The organism is Asaia sp. HumB (assembly GCF_030263835.1).
In the GTDB taxonomy this organism is placed as follows: Bacteria; Pseudomonadota; Alphaproteobacteria; order Acetobacterales; family Acetobacteraceae; genus Asaia; species Asaia bogorensis.
In genome coordinates this window covers 2,245,777-2,261,411 of the sequence record NZ_JARPML010000002.1, presented here as the reverse complement: position 1 = coordinate 2,261,411, position 15,635 = coordinate 2,245,777, and the positions used below count along the sequence as shown (strand labels likewise).

11 protein-coding genes are annotated in these 15,635 nt (G+C 59.8%); 2 read left to right on the top strand and 9 right to left on the bottom strand.

Annotated elements, in window-relative coordinates; translation table 11 throughout:
* Positions 1 to 74: 74 nt before the first annotated feature.
* The 6 genes from holA to P5689_RS11240 all read right to left on the bottom strand — a co-directional run bounded on the left by holA (position 75) and on the right by P5689_RS11240 (position 8,274).
* Complete coding sequence (gene holA, locus P5689_RS11265) at positions 75 to 1,085, bottom strand: DNA polymerase III subunit delta (protein ID WP_023979038.1); 1,011 nt, start codon at positions 1,083 to 1,085, stop codon at positions 75 to 77.
* Positions 1,086 to 1,091: 6 nt separating this feature from the next.
* Complete coding sequence (locus P5689_RS11260; RefSeq protein WP_031240995.1) at positions 1,092 to 1,742, bottom strand: LPS assembly lipoprotein LptE; 651 nt, start codon at positions 1,740 to 1,742, stop codon at positions 1,092 to 1,094.
* A 4-nt stretch (positions 1,743 to 1,746) separates the two neighbouring features.
* Positions 1,747 to 4,344 (bottom strand): leucine--tRNA ligase, encoded by a 2,598-nt coding sequence (leuS, locus tag P5689_RS11255; protein WP_285533201.1) that lies wholly within the window; start codon positions 4,342 to 4,344, stop codon positions 1,747 to 1,749.
* A gap of 47 nt (positions 4,345 to 4,391) precedes the next feature.
* Positions 4,392 to 4,826, bottom strand: coding sequence for a DUF3576 domain-containing protein (locus tag P5689_RS11250; RefSeq protein ID WP_369794246.1), 435 nt, complete (start codon positions 4,824 to 4,826; stop codon positions 4,392 to 4,394).
* A gap of 217 nt (positions 4,827 to 5,043) precedes the next feature.
* On the bottom strand, positions 5,044 to 7,155 hold the full coding sequence (locus tag P5689_RS11245; protein ID WP_023979042.1) for a BTAD domain-containing putative transcriptional regulator: 2,112 nt from the start codon (positions 7,153 to 7,155) through the stop codon (positions 5,044 to 5,046).
* Positions 7,156 to 7,989: 834 nt separating this feature from the next.
* Positions 7,990 to 8,274 carry a hypothetical protein gene (locus P5689_RS11240; protein WP_146926470.1) on the bottom strand — a complete coding sequence of 95 codons (285 nt, stop codon included), beginning with the start codon at positions 8,272 to 8,274 and terminating at the stop codon, positions 7,990 to 7,992.
* 305 nt (positions 8,275 to 8,579) lie between these two features.
* Here P5689_RS11240 and P5689_RS11235 point away from each other — a divergent pair, with 305 nt between their 5' ends.
* Entirely contained in the window at positions 8,580 to 9,812 is a 1,233-nt protein-coding gene (locus P5689_RS11235; protein ID WP_235075472.1) for a dicarboxylate/amino acid:cation symporter, read from the top strand.
* A gap of 18 nt (positions 9,813 to 9,830) precedes the next feature.
* On the opposite strand, the gene P5689_RS11230 is transcribed toward P5689_RS11235, so the two are convergent.
* A complete protein-coding gene (locus P5689_RS11230; protein WP_023979045.1) occupies positions 9,831 to 11,237 on the bottom strand; it encodes an amino acid permease in 1,407 nt (468 codons plus the stop codon).
* A gap of 466 nt (positions 11,238 to 11,703) precedes the next feature.
* On the opposite strand from P5689_RS11230, the gene P5689_RS11225 reads away from it, so the two are divergent.
* On the top strand, positions 11,704 to 13,341 hold the full coding sequence (locus tag P5689_RS11225) for a dihydroxyacetone kinase subunit DhaK (RefSeq protein WP_285533200.1): 1,638 nt from the start codon (positions 11,704 to 11,706) through the stop codon (positions 13,339 to 13,341).
* Between the two features lie 85 nt (positions 13,342 to 13,426).
* Here P5689_RS11225 and P5689_RS11220 read toward each other — a convergent pair whose 3' ends face one another.
* Both P5689_RS11220 and P5689_RS11215 read right to left on the bottom strand, forming a co-directional pair.
* Positions 13,427 to 14,230: a GntR family transcriptional regulator gene (locus P5689_RS11220; protein WP_161630845.1), complete on the bottom strand. Its 804-nt coding sequence runs from the start codon at positions 14,228 to 14,230 to the stop codon at positions 13,427 to 13,429.
* Between the two features lie 111 nt (positions 14,231 to 14,341).
* Positions 14,342 to 15,346 carry an alcohol dehydrogenase catalytic domain-containing protein gene (locus P5689_RS11215; RefSeq protein ID WP_023979048.1) on the bottom strand — a complete coding sequence of 335 codons (1,005 nt, stop codon included), beginning with the start codon at positions 15,344 to 15,346 and terminating at the stop codon, positions 14,342 to 14,344.
* Between the last annotated feature and the right edge of the window lie 289 nt (positions 15,347 to 15,635).

Below are 15,635 nucleotides of genomic sequence, written 5' to 3'. Positions count from 1 at the left end.
GGTCGCCGTAATCGCTTCTGGGTCGCAGGTCAAAATCTTCATCGCACCGATCGTGGCAAAACGACGCGATGATTTCAACGCTGGAATGATCGCGGCCCGAGACAAAGCTGGGCAATCAGACGACGTGACAGCGCCAGATCGGGGCTGCCCGTCTGCTTGCAAGCCAGCTCGAAACCCTGCACGGCATCGGAGGCTCTCCTGAGACCTGTGCGATCCCAGCGCTCAAGGGCTTTGGTGAAGCTCTCGGTTTTCTTGAAAAACACCGGGGGGCGAAGCATTTTCATGGCTTCCTGACGCGACTTGCCCTCATCCATCCAGTCCAGCACCCGCAGCAACCGGTTCATGAGCGACAGACAGGCGCGCGCCAGAGCAATGGGAGACAAACCATCGGCAAGCGCACGCTCCAGCGCAATGTCAGCAATGGTTCGATCACCAGCCATCGCAGCGCTTGTCGCATCATCCAGCGTGGCACTGGCAGAATCACCGATACATTCCTGACAGTCGTCGAGCGTCAGGCGGCCACCTTCCCCGGCAAAAAGAACAAGCTTCTCGACCTCGCTCCGTATGGCTGCCCGGTCGGCTCCCATGACAGAAGAAAGCCAGAACAGGGCGTCGCGGTCGATCGTAACCGAGGCTTCTCGAAAGAGATCCGCCAGTGAGGCAATAAGGGTCTTACCCTCCTCCGGATAGCAACCGATGGCGGCAATCGCGGCATGGGCTTCAAGCGAGGTTCGCAGCTTCGCGCGTGAGGCAAGCCCTGGTGCTTCGATGACCAGAACCGTATCGCTGTCGATCGCAAGCGCCGCCATGACTCTGGGCAACACCGCGTCCTGTGCATCGCGCACCCATATGGCACGACGCCCCCCGATCAGTGAAAGCGCGCCCATCTCCTCTTCGAGGCGACCATGCTGGTCCTGATCGAGCACTGCCACACGGAACGGGTCATCCAGAGACTCCGCCACCAGCTTGACGCACTGGGCGGCCCGCTCGCGTATCAGGCCAAGATCATCACCATAGAGCAGGACCCCGCGCCACCGGCCAATTTCAGCCAGTGTGCGGGAGGTCGAGCGGGCATCGATCTTCATGCGCGATCAGTTATCCGTACTGTTGAGATCCGTACGCCCCGTTGCCGCAGCCGGGAAGCCATCAGGGCCTGCCTTCTCGTAAGGCTGGCCATTCTGGGTCGGCATGGCGTTTGGATCGAAATAGGAAGGCAGATCCGCTGCATTATTACGCGATGGCTTGATCTGGGTCTTGAACCAGATGGCAATCTGCTGACGGATTGATCCCGCGAGGGTCTGGGCAATACGGGCCCGCACAGTTTCGTCATTGAGGGTCTGTGCGAGATACTGCTCGAAGGTCGCATTGAAACCATCAAGCTCGTTCACGTCGCCTTCAGCCAGGAATCTCGGGGAGGGCTCTACGGTATAGAGGCGCCAGTGCGCCGTACCCAGTTCGCGATAACGACCGGCAGTGTTATCGCTATGGATATCAATAACCGACGCATTGACGCCATAGCTCACATTGAGCGTGTAGCCGTCTGGTGCCTTGGTGCTGCCACTGCCCAGTTGCTCCTGAAGTGCGAGCCGCAATTCCTGCCCCTGGCGCTCGGGGATGTTGGAGACATAGATACGCTGCATCTCGTGCATCACGCGGACGCCGCCATCTCCGTTGCTTCCATAAAGCGGCTGAAACCCGCAACCGCTCAGAGCCAGAGAAGCAAGCAGGATAAGACGACGCATCGGTTCAGCCTGTCACTACGAAATTGACGATACGGTTGGGCACGTGGATACGCTTGACGATACGCTTGCCTTCCAGTATCCGCGCCACATTCGGCTCGGCCTCGGCCAGCGGAAGAACCATGTCAGACGGCGCGTCGGGTGGCACCTCGATCGTGCCACGCAGCTTTCCCATGATCTGTACGCCCAGCGTGATGCTGTCACGCGTGAGGAACGCGTCCAGCACTCCTGGCCATGCGCGCTCGACAACCATAGCCCCCTCGGGTTCAAGCAGAGCCACCATCTCTTCCGCCAGATGCGGCATCATGGGTGCGACAAGCAAGGCAAGTGAGAGAGCGGCCTCGCGACGGGCTGCGCCAATACCGTCCTCGGTCGATTTCTCGGCCTCCGACAGGGCAGCACTCAATTCGTGCAGGCGCGCCACGGCGACATTAGGTGTGAAGCCCTCAAGCGCCTCGGTCACAGCCTTGATGGTGCGATGCGTGGCCTGACGCAGGCCGCGACCGCCCTCAGTGAAGAGCGCTTCCTGCGGCACCTGCGCCGCGACATTCTGCACCAGACGATAGAGACGCTGACCAAAACGGGCTGAAGCGGCAACGCCGGACTCGGTCCATTCCATATCGCGCTCTGGCGGGCTGTCGGACAGAACGAACCAGCGCGCCGTATCCGCACCAAAGCGCTCGATAATCGCCGTAGGCGAAACCGTATTGCGCTTGGATTTCGACATCTTCTCCAGGCGACCGAGCTGCACGGGCTGGCCATTGTCACGACGCACATAGCCTTCGCCCGAACGCACCACGTCCTCAGGCGCGAGCCAGCCGCTCTCATCGCGGTAGCTCTCATGGGTGATCATGCCCTGGGTGAAGAGACCATCGAACGGCTCATCGACATTCAAATGACCCGTCTCGTGCATGGCACGCGTGAAGAAGCGCGCATAAAGCAGATGCAGGATCGCGTGTTCGATACCGCCGATATACTGATCGACCGGCAGCCAGCTATCCGCCGCAATCGGGTCCGTCGGGGTGCTGGCATGGGGCGCCGTAAAGCGCGCGAAATACCATGAGCTATCGACGAATGTATCGAATGTGTCAGTTTCACGACGTGCCTTGGCGCCGCATTGCGGACAGTCCACATGCTTCCAGCTCGGATGGTGATCGAGCGGATTACCGGGGCGGTCGAAGGTGACATCCTCGGGCAGCTTCAGCGGCAACTGGTCGTCCGGCACAGGCACTGCACCACAGCTGTCGCAATGGATGACCGGTATCGGACAGCCCCAGTAACGCTGGCGCGAGATACCCCAGTCACGCAGACGCCAGTTCACGACGCCACGGCCGATCCCCATACCCTCGAGACGCTCGATAGCCTTGCGCTTGCCTTCGACAATATCCAGTCCGTCGAGGAAGCCGGAATTGATGAGCGTGCCCTCACCCGTGACGGCGGTCTTGCCCACCGTAAAACCAGCCTGCTGCTGGCCTGTCGGCAGAATGACCGGACGCACCGGAAGGTCATATTTACGGGCAAAATCAAGATCGCGCTGATCGCCACAGGGGCAACCGAACACAGCGCCTGTGCCATATTCCATCAAAACGAAATTGGCGATCCAGACCGGCACGGTCTCGTCAGGCGCAAACGGGTTGCTGACACGCAACCCGGTGTCGATACCGCGCTTTTCGGCTGCCTCGATTGCTTCCTCGGACGTACCGAGACGCTGACATTCCTCGATGAAGCTGCGTACGGCTTCGTTATCCTGACCAACCTTTGCAGCCAGCGGATGATCGGCGGCAATGGCGACGAAGCTCATACCGAACAACGTATCCGGACGGGTGGTAAACACCTCGACCGAATCCAGGTCTGTGTCGAACCCTTCGGGGGGTGCATGAAGCGCAAAGCGGACACGAGCGCCTTCCGAACGGCCAATCCAGCGCTCCTGCATGACGCGCACACGTGCCGGCCAGCGATCAAGCTTGTCGAGGCCTTCAAGCAGAGGTGCTGCAAAATCCGTAATCTTGAGGAACCACTGCGACAGGCGCTTTTTCTCAATCAGCGCACCCGAACGCCAGCCACGCCCGTCAACCACCTGCTCATTGGCGAGCACCGTGTTGTCCACAGGGTCCCAGTTGACCGAGGATTCACGACGCTCGACCAGACCCTTGCGCCACATATCCAGAAACAGCTTCTGCTGATGCCCGTAATATTCCGGCAGGCAGGTGGCGATCTCACGCTCCCAGTCCAGCGAGAAACCGAGGCGCTGCAGCGTGCCGCGCATGGCCGCAATGTTGTCCAGCGTCCACTGCCCCGGATGCACACCGCGCTCACGCGCTGCATTTTCTGCCGGGAGGCCGAACGCATCCCAGCCCATGGGATGCAGAACCGAGAAACCACGCGCGCGCTTGTAGCGCGCCACCACATCGCCCAGCGCATAGTTGCGCACATGGCCCATATGGAGCTGACCCGACGGATACGGAAACATCTCGAGCACGTAATATTTCGGCTTGTCGGCAGCAGGATGGTCATCAGCGGCGAAGGCACGCACGCCGTCCCATTTCGCCTGCCATTTAGGCTCAGCCTTGCCGAAATCGTAGCCGAGTGTCTCTTGTTCCGTCATGATCTTCTGTCGTCTGTTCGTGTCACGTGATCTTCAGAGCGGGGGTGTCAGTCCCGGTTGCCGTTATCGGCACGAAGCTGGCGCGCACGGGCTAGAATACGCGTGGTGATGTCTGACGTGGTATTGGCTGCAACGGGAGTATCGACCCATTCGCTTCCCTGCTTTTCCTGGCGGAACACGGAAACACGCAGCGCATCCGAACGCAGCCGACGATCCAGGATATAGGCAGCGATTTTGAAGCGCTCATTGGTGCTGGCAGGCGGCTGGTACCAGTCCGTCAGGATCACGCCGCCATTGGCATCGGCAGAAGCGAACGGCATGAACGACAGGGTGTCGATAGCACCACGCCAGAGATAGGCATTGACCCCACCCTGAAGCTGGTCGTCTCCACCGGTCGCGCCACGGTCGACGCCAAGCAGATGGTTGCGGGGCTGGGTCAGGCTGTCGGGATCACGCCCACCGCCACAGGCGCTCAGCGCCATAAGGGCGCAGAGCGGCAGAACGGGGAGGAACCGTCCCTTGAATGACAACGCCTTTAAGGGCGCGTTGAGAGGGGCGATCGGCTGCAAACGAGGTGTCATGTTGTCCCTATTAGACTGGCACTGGCCGCGTGTCGAAATCCCCGATCGCGGTACCCGCGTCCGGCTTCAACATCGGTTCATATCGCGCCCGCCCGGTCCCGCCAAGCGGGGCAACAATTTATCCTTGCGGGAGGCTCACACGGGTGAGCATTTCGCGCAGCCAGAGCTGCATCGATTCCGGCAGGAAATCATGGCGAGAGAGCACGCCAGAGATGGTGACATCAGGGACGAGGCGCAGGAGATGGCGTTTGACGCGCTCTGTTTCCTCGCCCATGCCGTGTGAGGCCAGCGCCACGAGATAGTAAAGCACTCCCGTCGCACTGCGGGGATAAAGGCTTACGAACGCTGCACCAGCCTGGCGGGCTTCCTCGTTATTGCCTGACGCCTCCAGCACGAAAATGCTGAACGGCTCCGACAGAACGGCCAGAGGCTGTGAGGCCCGCAAGGCCCGGAATTGCTGGATTTCCTCAAGCGCGACCGCTTTCTCTTCGGACAACAAAGCCTGAGCAGCCTTGAGCGCATGAGTGGACGGCGAGATGGCAATGGCAGGGAACACACCGGTAGCGCCGGTATATTCGGCCGTGAGCGCCTTCGCTTCATCGAGCTGTCCGGGCGTGAAGGTACGTGTCATCATCGACAACCATACGCCAAGCGGATTAGCCCGCAGCTGAATGGCAACATAGCCCGCCGCAGAGGCAATATCCTCGATCTCTTCCTGCGACGAAGACGACCAGTTCTCCTGATAAAGGAAAAAGCGGATCAGCGAGCGCACATACAGCACGAAGACCGATTCCTGGTCGGACTGATAAGCGCGCTCGACCAGATCACGCAGCTCTGTGGACAAGGTGACATCGCAGCGCAGAAGAAGCGTCAGGGCGCGCACCGCCATCTGAAACGCTGAAAGCTCGGCAATCGGGCGCGACATCATGCGCTGCCCTTCCGAAACAAACAGCGACCATTGCAGCGACTTCATGACATAGAAAAGCAATGCACGCTGGGCTCGCGTGTCCTTGGGCAGTTCGAACCGATCGGCCCACACAACACTGCCTTCCTGCCGCAGACTGAGAAGGCGAATGATCACATACCCTTCGCTGCTCTCGCCGTGCTCCGTATTGGCGCGCACCAGACCCGAAATTACATAATCGGTTCCGGGATTATGAGTATTGCCCAACAGCGGACCCGTGTCAGCCTGCGCCGTTTCAGGGAAAGGCACGACCGTGAAGGTCTGCAACCCGACCAGCTTGACTTCCAGGCGCTCGGTCAGCTCGGCTGCGAGCGTCTCGGCATGGGCACCGCCAGCCGCCTTAAGTGGCGCTACGGCAATGGAGCCCAGCGTACGGGTCGAGACCGGCGAGGCAAGGTAGGCGACATCGCCACTCACGGGTGGGAAGATCTTCCCACCTTCGGGCTGCATATCGGCATGGACAAGCGCCGCGTCCATCTCGGCTGAACCACCGTGATGCGCTTTGGCATAGGAATCAAAGGCAATCCGCTCCTGGAGACTACGCACAAGCCCCATTGTCGCGGGGCCGGGAACGGTGCCCAGCTGGTCCTGGAAAAGCTGCACAACCTGATCGCCAAGCGCCGCAGCCTGCGCATATTCGCCCTTGGTCACCCAGGCCTGGATGCGTGCGCGCCACGCCGCCTCATTCAGCCCGTCACGGACCAGTAGATGATCAGCCGTGTCGAGAATGGCGTCAGGATCGACCTGTGTGCGCAATGCGCTTTCAAAAAGCTGGTAGATATGACGGTTAAGACGCGTACGCTGCCCCTCGATCCATTCATTGAACGCCGGGTCGATGCCATTAAGCTCGCCAAGCAGCACTTCACTGGGGGGCGGCAACTCACGGAGGATGGATTTGCCACCATTGAGTATACGCTCCACATCGACCGACGTCAGGGCAGGCTTGAGCGCGAGCGTGTGGCGCTGAACATCGATGACGTCGACACCCAGCGGACTAAGGGCGTCAAGCAGACGATGAATTTCCTGACGCAGCGATGCGCGGGCGAGATCGTCCGGACGACGGCTCCACAACAGTTCAGCAAGATGAGAGCGTGCAACAGGCTTGCGATCGGACAGCGCAAGAATGGCAAGTAATCCCTTCGTCTTCCCGCCTACAGGAAGCACGCTTTCACCCGTCAACGTCGTTGCTTCCATACGACCAATCAGTCGCAGACGCAGCAGAGTGGAATCGGTTTTTGCAACACCACGAAGGGCCAGATCGAACATTACTTCACGCTTTCTTTTCTCAGAGCCTTATATCACATCCCTATCTCGGTTTTTTTTACGAAACGTATTCTCCACTCGGCATCGCGCGTAGTTGAAGGAAAACGAATATGCCGAGAACGTGACTGCCGCTGGTGCCCTTAGGGAAAGAACTAAAGTAAATCTCTCAACATGCCAGCATAAAAGAGTTTAATCTTCTCCATGCGCGCACACATACGGACTTACTAACAAAAGCAATCTTAGAATGACTTGTGAGTATTGCAACCGATCACAGGGTACAGAAAAAATTGAAACCCGCCCTCTTGCCTGCTTCGCGGGGCAGAACTAGAATAGAAACGATGGTCCGCGTAGCTCAGCAGGATAGAGCACAGGATTCCTAAAATTGGGCGCCATGCTTGGAAACATCATGGTGGATCTGCTCAAATTCGGGGAACGCTCTGGTGTCTAGCCGTGCCAATCCCGAGCCAAACATGCGTCCGAAAGGTAGCATGGAGGTGTAGAGACTGTACGGGCAGCGCCTGTCGTCCGGTTGTCCGGGCTATGGTGAAGAGACAGTCCAGACCACGAACGGTGCGTTCTGCGCGCCGGCGGTGAAAGCCGAAGTGGTATGAATCCTGGGGCCGTGGGTTCGAATCCCGCCGCGGACACCATCGCAATCACGCAACAAGACGGGTCTTGCAGGGTCCCAACCATGCCTCCTCTACGAGCCAGGTTCTCCTTATGGCCGTATTCCCAAGCCAAACCCCCGTCGTGCTTTCCTTCTCCGGCTACTCACGTCCCAAGCGGGCACAAGGTAAGCCCGTGCACATGTGAGAGCCCAATCCTCGCCTTCAGGCCCTAGATCGTGACGCCTGTCATTTCCGGCGCGAACAGGGCGTGCAAAAGCAGGGCCAGCAGCACAATCGCAATCAGCAAACCGAACAGCTTCCCGAACAAACGGAAGGAGACAACAACCAGCAGCAGGAGCAGCAGCGCCAGGAGCGACGTCTGCACCTGATGCGGGACACCAAGTGCCTGCAACCCTCTGCGGGCGGCCTCCTCAATAACGGCAATGATCGACACAATAAGGGAAAACAGGCCGATAATCAGGCCAAGTATCACCGCAATAGCACTCTGAATCACGCTTCTTTTCCCCCGGAACGCCGCAAGGTCTGGCATCTCGAGCTGGCATGGCACACGACGCTGCCCATACCAGACCCTGCCATCGCTGCATGCGATGCGAATCATATGACCGAGATCATATCGCGCGACAACGCCGCAAGACGACGCAGGATCGCATTGCGCCGCAACATCGACACCAGCCGACAGGGTCTTGCGTGGCGCTCATGACCCGGGGTGACTGTTCCAGATTTGATATGACAGGGTGTTATGGCCTAGACCCGGGCTTCCCCCGCCGTTTTGGAGCTGCCCCAATGAAGCGCATGAGCATGACCACACTCATCATCATCGCGATGCTGCTTGGCATTACGGTGGGTGGCCTCGCCCATGCCTGGATCGCTGATTCCGTACAGCAACAGCATTTCGCCCATTACATCTCCATCGGCTCGACAGTCTTTCTGCGCCTGATCAAGATGATCATCGCCCCGCTGGTTTTCTCCACCCTCGTGGTGGGTATCGGTCATATGTCGGACGCGGCTTCGGTTGGTCGTGTTGGCGCAAAGGCCATGATCTGGTTCGTGCTGGCCTCGCTGTTTTCGCTGACGCTCGGCATGATTCTGGTCAATCTTTTTGGCCCCGGTGTCGGGATGCATCGCCTGCACGGCATCACAACATCCCCCATCGCCACCGATGGCATGTCGCTCGACAGCTTCGTCAAACACATCGTTCCGGATTCTGTCTTCCGCGCCATGACGGATAACGAGATCCTGCAGATTGTCGTGTTCTCGGTCTTTTTCGGCGTCGCCTGCGCCTCCATGCCTGAAAAGGCCAGGGTGATCATGGAATGGACAGAGAGCCTGTCACAGATCATCCTCAAGGTAACGGGCTATGTGATGCTCCTGGCCCCGCTGGCCGTGTTCTGCGCCATGGCTGCGACCATCACGACCAATGGCCTTAGCGTGCTCATCAATTACGGCAAGTTCATGGGCGAGTTCTATATCGCGCTCTTCCTGCTCTGGTGCTCCCTGATTGCAGCGGCCTTCGCCATTCTCGGCCGTCCGGCGCGCCGTCTGATCCGACTCATGCGCGAGCCGTTCCTTCTGGCCTTTTCGACAGCAAGCTCGGAAGCCGCCTATCCGCTGATGCTCGACCAGCTTTCGCGGTTTCCCATTTCACGCCGCATCTCTTCATTCGTCCTGCCGCTGGGCTACTCGTTCAATCTCGACGGCACGATGATGTACTGCACCTTCGCCAGCATCTTCATTGCTCAGGCCTATGATATCAGCCTGCCCTGGAGCACGCAGATCATCATGCTGCTTACCCTGATGCTGACCAGCAAGGGCGTTGCAGGGATTCCCCGCGCGTCACTGGTCGTGATCGCGGCAACGCTCAGCCAGTTCAAACTCCCTGAAGAGGGCGTTCTGCTGATCCTTGGCGTCGATACTTTTCTGGATATGGGCCGTTCGGCCACGAATGTCGTCGGCAACTCCCTGGCGACGGCTGTGGTGGCCAAATGGGAAGGGCAGTTGCCGGCAGAACCTGCCCAGCCCCGACTGGACTGAGCAGGCCGTCTTGTTTGGTCAGGCTTTCTTGCGGCTCAGGAGGATCAATCCCCAGCCACCGGCGAGAAGCACCGCAATGAACGGAATGGCAAACACCGTATAGGTGCCCTCGGGATAATCCAGACCCATCATGACAACCACAAAGCCGAGAAAACCCAGCGTCAGCCACGAAGTGAACGGCGCACCCGGCATACGGAACCCGGCGCTTTCGACCTCGCCACGATTAACCAGCTGGCGCAGGCGTATCTGGCAGATCAGAATGAAGCTCCAGGTGCTGATGATACCCAGAGCTGCCACATTGAGCACAATCTCGAACACGCGGGATGGAATGAGATAGTTGAGACCCACCCCAACCAGATAGACCGCAACGGTTGTCAGAATCCCGACATAAGGGACCGACTGCTTGTTCATCCGCGCCAGGGCGCGCGGCGCCGAGCCCCCCATGGCAAGGGCACGCAGAATACGCCCGGTCGAGTACAGGCCCGAATTCAGGCTCGACAGGGCCGCGGTGAGCACCACGATGTTCATGACCGTATCGACATGAGACACGCCAAGGGCCTGGAAGAAGGTCACGAACGGGCTGACGCCCTTGTGGTAGGCATTCCAGGGCAGCAGACAGACCAGCAGAATCACCGACCCGACATAGAACAGGCCGATACGCCAGATCACGCTGTTGATGGCACGCGGAATGATTTCACGCGGGTTGGCGCACTCACCTGCCGCCGTTCCCACCAGTTCGATGGCCGAATAGGCGAACACGACGCCCTGCATTAGGAACAGGGCCGGCATGATGCCGTGGGGGAAGATGCCACCATTCTCGGAGATCAGATGAAAACCGGGCACAGTGCCTGCCACCGGCATCTTGAGGCCTAGAACGACGCAACCGAAAATCAGGAAGAGGGCGAGTGCAATGACCTTGATAAGCGAGAACCAGAACTCCAGCTCACCAAAATAGCGCACGCCAATCATGTTCATGGTGCCGACAATGCCCAGCGCCACGAGCGCAAACACCCATTGTGGCACATGTTCGAATGTGCCCCAGAAATGCATGTAAAGCGCAACCGCCGTAATATCGACGATACCGGTCATGGCCCAGTTCAGGAAAGAGAGCCACCCGGCCGCATAGGCCGCCTTCTCGCCCAGAAACTCACGGGCATAGGAAACGAAGCTGCCAGCGCTGGGGCGGTACATCACCAGTTCGCCAAGCGCGCGAAGGATGAGGAAGCAGAACATACCGCAAACGAGGTAATCGAGCGCGAGAGCCGGGCCCGCCTGCTGTAACCGCGAGCCAGCACCAAGGAATAGCCCCGTGCCGATAGCCCCGCCGATGGCGATCATCTGGACCTGACGGCGCCCGAGATCCTTGTGATAGCCCTCATCGACTTGCGGCGGGGGATGAAGATGCGACTTGGATGGAATGTCCAAAACTCTGTAATCCTGACCCTGTTGACGAAAATTCTTGTCTAATCGTAACGAATTCCCGGATCGCTGCCAATCGTTTCGATCAGCCTCCGAACCGGATGCAACAATTCGGAAATGCACGGCAGCGCACCGGTTGTGTCAAGTCATTGCCCATATTCAGGTGACCGAGCGCGGCAATCAGCACTTCTTCACAACCTGTTGAGCCTAAAAGATAACAGAGGGCTCGTTGGCTCTGATCCGACGCGGCCAATGGACCCATACGGCCTGAACGCCAACGCAGAGGCGCGATCCCTGCCACCCGCATGCGGTTAAATCACGCCCGATCCCGCAGGAATGCGATCAACGTCACATCAATGTGTCTCTTTTCACATAGAAATGTCATGTCCTCCGACCGTTGACGATTCTAGCCTGACCCAACTGAGCGATAACAGGGGCCGCCACAGCCCCGCGATCAAGGCGGAGTTCGTCCATGAAGCGCTTTTTCAATTCCCGTGACAAAATCGTAGCCGAAGGCATTGAGGGGCTGCTGCGCTCCTCAGCGGGAAGCCATCTGTGTCGGCTAGAAGGTGCCGACGATATCCATGTCGTCCTGCGCAAAAACTGGGCGAAAAATCGCGTGGCCATCATTTCTGGCGGTGGTTCTGGACATGAGCCCGCCCATGCTGGCTTTGTGGGAGAAGGAATGCTTACGGCGGCGGTCTGCGGTCAGCTTTTCGCCTCGCCGGGTGTCGATGCCATTCTTGCGGCCATACGCGCTGTGACCGGTCCGGCCGGATGCCTTCTTATCGTCAAGAACTATACTGGAGACCGGCTCAATTTCGGCATCGCAGCCGAACAGGCAAAGGCGCTCGGGCTTGATGTCGAACTCGTCATCGTAGGCGACGACATTGCCCTTGGCCACACGGCTAAGGCACGCGGCATTGCTGGCACCGTTCTGGTTCACAAGATCGCTGGCTACGCCGCCGAGACTGGCCGCCCGCTTGCAGAGGTCGCCGCGCAGGCCCGGAATGCTGCGGATGCGCTTCGTTCCATCGGCCTCGCCCTGAGCGACTGCAATGTCTATACGCCCGACCAGCCGCCCCGCCTTGGCGAAAACGAGGCCGAACTCGGGCTCGGCATTCACGGTGAAGCTGGCGTCGAACGTATTCCGATGGCCCCTCTCGACAAACTGGTTGCGCTCGCAGCGGACCGGCTCCTGTCATCCCTGCCAGAGAGCGATGCCAACGGCACGACCAGGCAGATTGTCCTTCTCAACATGCTGGGCAGTGTACCGCCCCTTGAGGCTCTGGCACTTCTCGACGGTTTCTCCCGCACGTCACTGGCCGCCCGGACAGCATGGATTGCCGGTCCATCCCCGGTCATGACGGCGCTCGACATGAACGGCTTCTCCCTGACGACGCTCCCTGCAGAACCCGCCTTTATCGAGGCGCTTGCTGCACCAGCCGAGCCTCACGCATGGCCCGGTCTGGCCGCTTTCGGCCCGGTCGCGACCCTGCCCGTGCCCGCGCTGCCCGAAACCTTTACGGATGCGCCCTCTGACAATCCGTTGCTCAGGCACCTCATCACAAGCGGCGCGGATGCGTTGATCGGGCACGAAGCCGCCCTCAATACGCTCGATGCCAAATGCGGCGATGGGGATGCAGGCTCGACATTTGCCGAGGCCGCGCGACAGGTTCTGCGCGCCATCGACCGCCTTCCCCTTGCCTCGCCCCAGGCGCTCATGGCCACAATCGGCCGCCTTCTGGCCCGTCACAGCGGTGGATCGAGCGGCGTTCTGCTGTCCATTCTCATGACCACGGCGGGGCATGATGAAAACTGGCGCGAAGGTTTGCATAACGGTGCCGCCCGCATGCAGGCCTATGGCGGGGCAAAGCCAGGTGACCGCACCATGCTCGATGCGCTTCTGCCTGCCATCGCTGCGCTGCAATCCGGTCAGTCACTCGCGCAGGCGGCGGTCGCAGCGCGCAAGGGGGCCGACGCGACACGGAGCATGAAAGCGCGTGCCGGCCGCGCCTCCTATATCCCGCCCGAGCAGCTGGCCAATATCCCCGACCCCGGTGCCGAGGCCATCGCCGTGCTCTTCGAAACCGTGGCGGCATCAGCCTGAAAACTCACCCCCCCTGTTCCATCCCGGGTCATCCCCGTGAACGGGATAGGGGGCAGAAGCGAAGAAGTGGGTCAATGAGTCGCGCTCAGATGGCGCTGACATCCACCTCAAGCGGTATGAGGTCGCTGCGTACCCAGGCCTCATACACATCAAAACGCATGTTATCGCGGCGCCAGGACACCGAGCGCACCCGCAACAGGGGTGAGCCCGTCCGTATGTCCAGATGCGCCGCAATATCGCGCGGCGCGGCCATAGCGACAATTGAACGATGCGCCCCCTGAAGGGCAAAGCCTGCCTCTGTCAGAAGGGCGCTGAGGGACGAACGCCCCTCGAGGACATTCTGCCCCCGTCCGATCACGTCCATCAGGTCCGGCGGACTGTAATTGATGCTGTAAAGCGCCGGCAGCCCCCGCAGGGAACGGAGACGCACCAGTTCGAAGCCTTCGCTCGCCGCAGGAATGTCGAGCAGCGCACAGATCGTATCAGGCAGGGTCACAGCCCCTGCCCTCAGCACCGCTGTCGTCACATCGAGATGCCCATGACCAAGCGCTGTCTCTAGGAAGCCCTTGCGTCCCTGGATCATCCAGCCCTGCACGGCATCGCCGGCACTGACAAAGGCCCCGCGTCCGGCAATGCGCTCGACAAGCCCCCGGCTTTCGAGCGTCTGCAGGGTCTGCCGAACGGTTGCGCGCGAAAGATCGTAACGCGTGCATAACTCGTTCTCGCTGGCGAGGCGGGCGCCGGGTTTGCGCACCCCCTTGCGGATTTCAGCCTCCAGATGGTCGGCAAGCTGGGCGTAGTAAGGCGTCGTTGAGAGACGATCGATGATGAAACCGGCCTGCCCGTCACCCGCCGAGGCAGGCGCAGGGGCAGCTGTACGGGAAGGCATCACAGGCTTCTTCATACGCGGATCGTCTTCCTTCCCTCAGCGGTGACACGGCTCGCAACCTTACTAGCACGCCGCTATCCTGCTGACAGCCGCCGCCTTTCCCGTGTGCCCTCAGATCCCGGCAGCATCGCAACGGATCTGCACTTTCCTAGCTGTTTCGGAACGCGCCATCGCGAAAGCCTCCGGCGCCTCCTCCAGATCATACACATGACTGACGATCTTCTTTGCAAGATCAGGCAGCGCAGCCGTAATCCCGATCGCCCGCTCATAGGCCCCTGACAGGGATTGTGAACCGATGATTGTCAGTTCCCGATCGAACAGGTCGAACGGATGAAGCGCAATGGTCGCCTCGGGAGAACAGACGCCCATCTGGATCAGCACGCCCCGCGGTGCAAGTTGCTCCAGAGCGTCCGCTACAGCCAGAGGATGGCCGCTCGCTTCGATGACGAAACCGATATCACGCGCGATGCGCCGCGCGCCCGGCGCAAACACGCCATCCGCCCCCAGATCGAGTGCCGCATCACGGCGCGTGGCACTCGGCTCGACCACCTCGACACGCGCGGCCCCATGATGCCGGGCAAGGGCGATTGCCATCAATCCAATGCTCCCCGCGCCATAGATCAGGACCGATCCACCTCGCAGGTCGGGCGCACGCTCCAATGCGTGGACAACGCAGGCAAGCGGCTCGATCAGCGCACCCGACGCCATATCGAGATGAGCCGGCAATCTATGCACAATCTTTTCAGGTACGGCGACACGCTCGGCAAAGGCCCCGTCAATCGTGACGCCCACCGGCACGAGATCGCTGCACAGATTGGGCGCGCCGGCACGGCACATCGCGCATTGACCGCAGCTGATATTGGGATCGATGCATACCCGATCCCCCGGCGCAAAGCGCGAGACCGTGGCCCCGACAGCTACAACGCGGCCCGCAAATTCATGGCCGGCTATGCGTGGAAAACGAGCGAGAGGATAATCTCCGGTCAGAAGATGCAGATCGGTGCCGCAAATACCGACACGTGACGGCGCTATAAGCACGGAATCATCGCCAAGAGAGGGCTCTGCCCTGCTCTGCAATGACATTCCACCCTGTCCATCGAATACAAGTGCGCGCATGGAGAATCCTCTAGGTAGACGCAATCCCGATGCCGCATCGACGGCAGGGTAGAAAAACCATAGCGCTAAGTTCGCATCGAGTCTGTCTATACGTACAGTCCGTTCTATCATCGTTTTGTGATAGCTGCGCTCAGCACAGATTTTCTGTTGTTTTCTTAGCCTACGCACCGCGACAAGGGTTGCGTGACCAAAGGATAGGGTTGACGGCTTTTCTGCAAGATAGTCAGTTATTGTACGTACAGACCGTACATCGTCTGACTATCCTATCTCTCCCCATTCCGGAGAGATC

Coding starts and splice junctions, on each gene's coding strand:
- P5689_RS11215 (WP_023979048.1), bottom strand. CDS start 15,346: ATGCGCGCACTTGTATTCGATGGACAGGGTGGAATGTCATTGCAGAGC.
- P5689_RS11220 (WP_161630845.1), bottom strand. CDS start 14,230: ATGCCTTCCCGTACAGCTGCCCCTGCGCCTGCCTCGGCGGGTGACGGG.
- P5689_RS11225 (WP_285533200.1), top strand. CDS start 11,704: ATGAAGCGCTTTTTCAATTCCCGTGACAAAATCGTAGCCGAAGGCATT.
- P5689_RS11245 (WP_023979042.1), bottom strand. CDS start 7,155: ATGTTCGATCTGGCCCTTCGTGGTGTTGCAAAAACCGATTCCACTCTG.
- holA (WP_023979038.1), bottom strand. CDS start 1,085: ATGAAGATCGATGCCCGCTCGACCTCCCGCACACTGGCTGAAATTGGC.
- P5689_RS11235 (WP_235075472.1), top strand. CDS start 8,580: ATGACCACACTCATCATCATCGCGATGCTGCTTGGCATTACGGTGGGT.
- leuS (WP_285533201.1), bottom strand. CDS start 4,344: ATGACGGAACAAGAGACACTCGGCTACGATTTCGGCAAGGCTGAGCCT.
- P5689_RS11260 (WP_031240995.1), bottom strand. CDS start 1,742: ATGCGTCGTCTTATCCTGCTTGCTTCTCTGGCTCTGAGCGGTTGCGGG.
- P5689_RS11250 (WP_369794246.1), bottom strand. CDS start 4,826: ATGGCGCTGAGCGCCTGTGGCGGTGGGCGTGATCCCGACAGCCTGACC.